General features: G+C 57.5%; 6 protein-coding genes. 3 read left to right on the forward strand and 3 right to left on the reverse strand.

Features of this window, described 5'->3' with window-relative positions; all coding sequences use genetic code 11:
• Positions 1-6 precede the first annotated feature (6 nt).
• On the forward strand, positions 7-1,140 hold the full coding sequence (locus EI969_RS26130; protein WP_160390297.1) for a response regulator: 1,134 nt from the start codon (positions 7-9) through the stop codon (positions 1,138-1,140).
• Positions 1,141-1,313: 173 nt separating this feature from the next.
• Here the strand turns inward: EI969_RS26130 and EI969_RS26135 are convergent, their stop codons facing one another.
• Genes EI969_RS26135 through EI969_RS26145 form a run of 3 tightly spaced genes read right to left on the reverse strand, consistent with a single transcriptional unit; the run spans position 1,314 to position 5,391 of the window.
• On the reverse strand, positions 1,314-2,306 hold the full coding sequence (locus EI969_RS26135) for a DsbA family protein (protein ID WP_160390298.1): 993 nt from the start codon (positions 2,304-2,306) through the stop codon (positions 1,314-1,316).
• Complete coding sequence (locus EI969_RS26140; protein ID WP_160390299.1) at positions 2,303-3,916, reverse strand: class I adenylate-forming enzyme family protein; 1,614 nt, start codon at positions 3,914-3,916, stop codon at positions 2,303-2,305. The genes EI969_RS26135 and EI969_RS26140 overlap by 4 nt, the downstream gene beginning before the upstream one ends.
• 50 nt (positions 3,917-3,966) lie before the next feature.
• Positions 3,967-5,391 carry a cytosine permease gene (locus tag EI969_RS26145; protein WP_160390300.1) on the reverse strand — a complete coding sequence of 475 codons (1,425 nt, stop codon included), beginning with the start codon at positions 5,389-5,391 and terminating at the stop codon, positions 3,967-3,969.
• Positions 5,392-5,534: 143 nt separating this feature from the next.
• Between EI969_RS26145 and EI969_RS26150 the strand changes: the two genes are divergently transcribed.
• Both EI969_RS26150 and EI969_RS26155 read left to right on the forward strand, forming a co-directional pair.
• On the forward strand, positions 5,535-6,452 hold the full coding sequence (locus EI969_RS26150) for a LysR family transcriptional regulator (protein ID WP_160390301.1): 918 nt from the start codon (positions 5,535-5,537) through the stop codon (positions 6,450-6,452).
• 332 nt (positions 6,453-6,784) lie between these two features.
• Positions 6,785-7,120, forward strand: coding sequence for a hypothetical protein (locus EI969_RS26155; RefSeq protein ID WP_178120835.1), 336 nt, complete (start codon positions 6,785-6,787; stop codon positions 7,118-7,120).
• Positions 7,121-7,347 lie beyond the last annotated feature (227 nt).

The following is a 7,347-nucleotide window of genomic DNA, read 5'->3' on the forward strand; positions in this document are numbered from 1 at the left end:
AAAAATATGCAGCAGGAACCCCCGGTATTCAATGAGAGCGCCCAGGCGCGGCACCCGCTCCCGCCTGATGGCGTGCCAGCGTCGGTGTTGCTGGTCGATGACAATCCCGCCAAGCTCACGGCGCTCGCTGCGGTGATTGCCGACATGGGCCTGGACATTGCCACGGCGACGTCCGGACGCGAGGCGCTGCGTCTGCTGCTGCAGCGTGACTTCGCGGTGATCCTGCTCGACGTGAAAATGCCGGTGATGGACGGTTTTGAAACCGCCTCACTCATTCACGGCCGCCCGAAGTCGGCCCACACGCCCATTATCTTCGTCACGGCGGAGGCCGACACGGATTCCGAGCGTTTTCGCGGGTATACGTCCGGGGCCGTGGATTACATCTTCTCGCCGATCGTGGCCGAGGTGCTTCGCGCCAAGATCCAGGTGTTTGTCGACCTGTTCTACCTGCAGCGCAAACTGACGATGCAGACCGAAGAATTGCTGCAATCGAAGCGGCAGCTGCGCGAACTGGCCTCCTATCAGGAGCACATCAAGGAAGAAGAGCGAAAGCGCATCGCCCGCGACATCCATGACGAGCTGGGACAGAGTCTGCTGGCGTTGCGCATCGATGTCTCCATGCTGCAGGCGCGTACCGTTACCCGGCATCCCAGGCTCAACGAAAAGGTCAGCGATGCCCTGAATCACCTCGATACTGCCATCCGCAGTGTCCGCAGTATCATCAATGATCTTCGCCCGCCGGTACTCGACCTGGGCTTGCAGGCAGCGATCGAATGGCAACTTGAAGAGTTCCGGCAGCGCAGCGCGATCGATTGCACGATGTCGGCAAAAGACGAAAACTTTCGCTGCGACCTGCATGAAAAGTCCGCCACCACACTGTTCCGCATCGTCCAGGAATCGCTGTCGAATATCGCCCGTCACGCGCAAGCGACACAGGTGCATATCGAGCTCTCCAGGGAGGGTCGCCGGCTTTACCTGCAGATCAAGGACAATGGCGTCGGCATGACCGATCGCAAAAAATCGAACTCGTTCGGGCTGGTGGGAATGAAAGAACGCATCAGCATGCTGGGCGGGGAATTCACGATCGACAGCGCACCGGACAAGGGAACGAAATTAACCATCTCGCTGCCACTCGACTGAACTGGATGGTTCTGAAATTTCCCGTGCCTACCCGTCGCGACAGGCAGCAATCGGCCATAAGCAGTCAGTCGACTTGCTCCCGGGTATGAATTGAGGAGCGGTTCGTCAAATGAAGCAATACAGAAACCTTCTCACTCTTTAAGCCTGATTCAACGCTCCTCCATCGCCAGGGACTAATTGTTCTGACCGTTACTCTGGGCTAGATAATCTCCCATCATTTCCAGCCGATCATTGCCCCAGAACAGCTTCGAATCGGCGATGAAGGTCGGAGCACCGAAAACGCCTACCTGCACGGCTTGATCGTTGTTAGCCTCCAGTGCCAGTTTGAATCGCTCATCGGAAGCAGCTTGAATAGTTGCACTTCGGTCCAGGCCTGCTGCAATCGCCAGATCGCCGAGGATCTCCAGGTCGCTGATATCCCGGTTTTCACTCCAGTAAGCTCGCATCACGTTGAAGATGAACTCCACGCCCTTTCCCTTCTCGATTGCATACAAGCTGCAACGCAAAGCTCGGGAAGGCCGCAATGGAAACTGAGGGTGGTAGCTTAGCGTCAAGCGTCTCAGTCGAGCCCAATCCTGCAAATCCTGCTGAAACCACCGCACAAATGCTGGCGATGCTTCCAGTGGTCGCCGCCCCCCGATGTGATCGATCAGGTTAGCCAAGTGCATAGGCCGCCAATGAATCGCTCGACCATGGGCAGCGGCGATTTCTCGCAAGCGCGGCATAGCCAGGTAACACCATGGACTGTGAAAATCGAAAAAAAACTCAATTGGCTCGCCCGCGCTGATCGGTTGCGGTATGGAGAAGCGGTTGAGGTCGACCCTCACTCGTTCGTGATGGCCGCGCATCACTAACCGCCCTTGTTGGCTCGCGCTCACCGCGAAACTCAACGTGCGGCCCTTGGTCGACTCCAGCACGGCTTCGCACTGGACCTCAATGCCCGGCCAGGCCGGGCTCAAATGCGCAATATCCACTTTAGTGCCAACCGTGCCCCATCCCGGAACGCAGAAAGCCTGAACGCCACTGCCCGCCGTTTCCTCCAGCAGAGCAATAAGTGCCGGCGTAGATACCACCTGCACCCCGGCATTACCGATGGCGGCAGCCGTCTGTTGAAGCCCTGGTACGAATGCGCAGTGATGCCGGTGGCCGATGATCGGTGTGCTCATGGCAATTCCTCCAGCTGCATCGCCATGGCTTGGGCTTTCAGCTCGCGCTTGAGTATTTTTCCACTGGACGTCATGGGCCATTGGCAGACCTTGAACACCCTGGATGGATGCTTGAACCCAGCGATTTTTCCGGCACACGCTTGCTTCACCTGCGCAGCGGAGAGCGCCCCACCCAACTCGACCGCCGCGGCGACCACTTCGCCGTAGAAAGGATCCGGCATGGCAAATACAGCGATTTCGGTGATCGCCGGGTGGCCGCGTAGCAGGTTCTCCACCTCCACCGGGTAGATGTTCTCGCCACCGCGGATGATCATGTCGCGTAACCGTCCTCCCACAAGTTCCACTCGGCCATCGGCGGTAACGCGTCCGAGATCCCCCGTCTGCATCCAGCCATCGAGGTCGATACAACGAGCAGTCTCCAGCGGGTCACGATGATAACCGAGCATCACCATGGGCCCGCGCACCTGAACCTGCCCGGTCTCACCGCAGGCCAGCACCTGGCCGTTGTCCGGATCACACACGCGCACCTGCATGCCTGGCAATGGCATGCCGGCGGTGGTGAATCGCTGCGCACTCTCGCAACTGTCTAAAGCGATAAGGGTGCTGGCTTCGGTCTGGCCGTACACCTGCACCAGGCCTGGAATCGGGAACGCAGACGCGCAGCGTTCGAGCAAAGCTGGGTCGCAATCGGCACCACCGCAAGTACCCGCCCGCAACGAGCCAAGGTCGTACTGTGTTCGTCGCGGGTGCTCCAGCATGGCCAGATAAGAGGTGGGAACGCCCGTCAGCAGCGTACAGCGCTCGGCCTCCACGAGGTGCAACATTCGCTCGGCATCGAAGGCACTGACCCCCACATACGTAGCCCCTGCGGCCAGCGCTGAGAGCACATTCATAATGCAGCCCGCGCAGTGGAATAGCGGAATGATGGAAGTCCAGCGATCCTCGGCGGTAACGGCCAGCCGCGCAACGGTGCCTCGTGCATTCATCAACATGCCTTCGAAGCACAGTTCAGCGCCCTTTGGCCGCCCTGTGGTGCCGGAGGTGTACTGGATGCTGGCCAGCTCGCGAGGCGACCAGGGCCACGCCTGAAATGGCAGCTGCGGTCCTTCGCTCATCAGTGCTGTGTAACTCCAGCAATTCTCAGCGTGAAGCTCAGGTCCGTCGAAGCAAATCACGTCGCGCAGAAGGGGTAACCGGTTACGAGTGTCCAGTGTCATGGACAGATAGTCACTGGAGCGAAAGCGCGCGGAAAGCAAGATCGCCACCGACTGACTGTGGTCCAGCACATGCAGGAGGTCGTCCTCGCGAAAGTGCGTATTAACCGGCACCAGCACCGCACCAATGGCAGCGATGGCGACCTGCGCGATTGGCCATTCGATTCTGTTTTCCGCCCACAATGCCACCGAGCTGCCGGGTTGAATCCCGCGCCGCCGCAAGGCACAGGCCAGTGTCTGGGAAGCAAGCAACCATTGGCTGAAGGTCAGCCGCTGAGGTATGGAGTCAAATACGAGCGCCTCCTTGTCCGGCCAGCGGTTCGCGCAGTGCAACAGCATTGCGTATGGGTCGCCGGGCAAGTTTTCGAGTGCGAAGCGGGATTCATCCGATGTCATGAAAAGACTACCTGAGAGTGGAGTGAAGGCTGATTGGATTGGCAATCCAGTTAGGCTTTGCTGTCGAGAGCAGGCGTCAGGGACGGTGGCACCCTGGCGGCCATTCGCCGACTGACCAGGCAATAAAGCATTCCGGTACCCAGCAGGCCGACCACCCAGGAAACATCTGCATAGTTCAGCGCACGGGCGACCGGTCCGGTGTAGAAACCGCTGGAAATGAACGGCAACTCCATCAGCACCCCACAGCAGTAGGTGGCAATAACCGGCCAGTTCCAACGGCCATAGCGGCCAGCGGGATCATTGAGAGCTGCCAGGTCATAGCGCGTGCCGTTGACGAAGAACACGTCGGCCAGGCTGATAGCGCTCCAGGGGGTGATGAACGCCAGGAGAAAAATGAGGAAGGAAGAAAACGCACTGATAAAGCTGTGGGAACCGGCCAGGGCAATCAGCACTGCAACGGACACCATTCCCAGCACATAGATGAAGCGATGGGCCAGAGACACTTTGCTGACGCCGCAGAACGCGCTGACAATGGTCGCGCTGGACATGTAGCTGCTGTAAGCGTTGAGGGTCATCATGGTGATCTTGCCGAAGCCGACCACCAGATACAGGATCGTGGCCAACACACCCGTCGAGCCCAGGCTGACGACAAACTCTACCTCATGGCCCGAGAAGGCGGTTCCGGCGAGGGCTGCGGCAAACACACCGAAGGTCATGGCGGCCTGTGATCCCAGTACTGTGCCCAGCGATGCAGCCAGAAAGATCTTCAACTTGGACGTCTGACTGGGCAAATATCGGGAGTAGTCCGCTACGTATGGCCCATACGAAATCTGCCAGGCGGCTGCCAACGAGATCGAAAACACGAAGTTGGCAGCGACGAAGTGACGATTGTCGAGCAGCGCATGGATATCGTGCCGGGCCAGCAACGCACCGAACATGTAGATAAAGGCAACGACGCCCACCACGCTGGCTACTTTGGCGATGGAGTGGATGGTGCGATACCCAAGGGTCGCCAACAACAGGGTTACCAGGCCGAACAGAATGATGCCCTGCCAGTCCGCGATCGATAGCACTTTCGCCACCGATTGACCGGCCAGCAACGTGCCGCCCGCCGAGAACCCCACGTACAACAAACTCACCAGTACAAGCGGAATGACCGCACCATAGACACCGAACTGCACGCGACTGCGGATCATCTGTGGCAGGCCAATCGCCGGCCCCTGGGCGGCTTGTAGGCCCATGACGATGCTGCCAAGTACTTGGCCTATCAGAAGGCCAATCAACGACCAGAATACATCGCCTCCCAGCACCACCGCCAAAGCCCCGGTGACGATGGCCGTGATGTTCAGGTTCACACCCAGCCACAGTGTGAACTGACCGAATGCGCTGCCATGGCGCTCGTTTTCCGGTATGTAATCGATGGAGCGGGTTTCAATTACCGACCTCGGTGCAACAGGCGCAGTTGAACGAGCCATGGGCGAATCCTCGATATTGTTAGAGCAGCATCTGCGCCAGATCAGCGCGTTTTTTGGAAGGACACAGGCTGTGGATGGACTGAGGTTAAGCGGCGGGGTATATAATTAAAAATATGCACTGTTGATACAGCGAATTAAAAATAATGATTCACTTCAGCCTTCGGCAAATCGAATATTTTGTAGCAGCGGCCCAATGTCGAAGTACTGTCAATGCGGCGAAGTCGCTGAGTGTGTCCCAACCCTCGATATCAAACGCGATTGCGGAGTTGGAAGCCTTATGGGATGAGCGCTTGTTCGTGAGGATTCCAGGGAAAGGGATCGAACTCAGCTCCGCCGGAACCCGCCGTTATCAGCAAGCAAGGCAGCTACTGCAAAGTGCCGCGCAGCTCTCTGCCAAGGAGACTGATAGCGTGGTGGGGGACCTTTCGGTGGGTTGCTTTGCAACGTTGGGCGCGCGACATGTCCCCACCATGGTCGAGCGCTTCAAGCAGCGTTTTCCTGAGGTACGAGTCGCCATTGTCGAAGGTGACACCGAGGAACTGATCGAACGGGTGGAGCGCGGCACCCTTGATTTAGCGCTGATCTATGACATGAACCTGGCTCGTAAGGTCAAGCTACAGGCGGTGGGACTGCAATCACCTTATGTGCTGCTGCCCGAAGGGCATCATCTGACAGCAAAAGCCAGCTTGTGTATTCAGGATTTGCAAACCGAGCCCTTCATCCTTCTAGACCTGCCTCACAGTCGCGACTATTTCCTGTCACTGTTCCGCTCGGGCGGTGTAGAGCCCAATGTCATTATGGAGTTGCGCTCGGTGGAAATGGTGCGCTCACTCGTGGCACATGGGCACGGAGTGTCGATTCTCGTCACTCGACCCGCTGGAGACTTGAGCTATGACGGGCGACCCATCGTGTGTCGCCCATTTGACGCTAGCATCCCACCGCAACGAGTCGTGATCGCCTCGTCGCAAACCCAGAACCCATCCCGCCCGGCTGAAGCGTTCGTGGTGGTGATGCGCGAACTGTTCAATGAAGCCGATACGCTTGAAACCTCGACGATCTGATGAAGGTTTTTGATTTCTCCGCCGAGCTATTTTCAGAAGTCCGTTGCGGAGCAGTTTTCCGCTGGTGAACGACAGCTATGGGTCGACTGCTGCCCCTCGTGACGGGCAGCAATCGGCCAGAAGCACTCATTCAATATCGGATTTTGTTTTGCCAGACAGATTGGGAGCGATTCAGGCTGGCGTTACATTGCGAGCCCAGAAGATCTCTTAGTGGAAAACAGCGACGCTTCCCTCAACGCCCCTCAGGCCCAATGATAGAATCCTGTTTTGAAAAAGGAGTTTCATCTGTGGAGGCTGGAAAAAAGAGTTGCCCATATTGCGCGGAAGTCATCATGGCTGAAGCCATCATCTGCAAACACTGCAAATCTGACCTCGGGCAAAAAATACGCATCCCACCGGGATGGCCACTACCGTCAGAAAAGAGAATCGGCCTGGACAGCAAGATCGTCATCGGAATCATTATCGCCATCACGTTGTGCCTGGCTTTCGGCTTTTACGTCAGCAACACATCGCAAGACAAGGAAATAACGCAGGTCCGAGAGGCCGCCGAACGATGCCGCGAGGAAGTAAACAGCTACTCCGGGCCGGCAGTCGGGAAAAACGTTATCGCAGAAGTTTGTCGAAAACTGGAGGTCGAACTCCGCAAGAGTTTGGGCCACGCGCTATAGGAAAAGCCGATTCCGAAGCCCGCCATTGAGCGGGCTTTTTTACCCTTGGCACCAGGCAACAATCGGCCAAATCAGTTGATACTGAAAGGCAGCTATGGGTCCAGGCTGTGTGAAAACACATGCACCGTTTTGAAGTCCGCGTTTCTACGTAAAATCTGCCAGCGTTTGGTTGTCCAGCCGCTCTGAAATTTGCATAGGATCGCGTTTTTCGTTGCGATCCTGACGGT

This window comes from Pseudomonas sp. PB101 (assembly GCF_009764265.1).
In the GTDB taxonomy this organism is placed as follows: domain Bacteria; phylum Pseudomonadota; class Gammaproteobacteria; order Pseudomonadales; family Pseudomonadaceae; genus Aquipseudomonas.

Excerpts from the sequence above, each read along its gene's own strand:
- EI969_RS26130 (WP_160390297.1), top strand. The coding sequence starts at position 7 with ATGCAGCAGGAACCCCCGGTATTCAATGAGAGCGCCCAGGCGCGGCAC.
- EI969_RS26135 (WP_160390298.1), bottom strand. The coding sequence starts at position 2,306 with ATGAGCACACCGATCATCGGCCACCGGCATCACTGCGCATTCGTACCA.
- EI969_RS26140 (WP_160390299.1), bottom strand. The coding sequence starts at position 3,916 with ATGACATCGGATGAATCCCGCTTCGCACTCGAAAACTTGCCCGGCGAC.
- EI969_RS26145 (WP_160390300.1), bottom strand. The coding sequence starts at position 5,391 with ATGGCTCGTTCAACTGCGCCTGTTGCACCGAGGTCGGTAATTGAAACC.
- EI969_RS26150 (WP_160390301.1), top strand. The coding sequence starts at position 5,535 with ATGATTCACTTCAGCCTTCGGCAAATCGAATATTTTGTAGCAGCGGCC.
- EI969_RS26155 (WP_178120835.1), top strand. The coding sequence starts at position 6,785 with ATGGCTGAAGCCATCATCTGCAAACACTGCAAATCTGACCTCGGGCAA.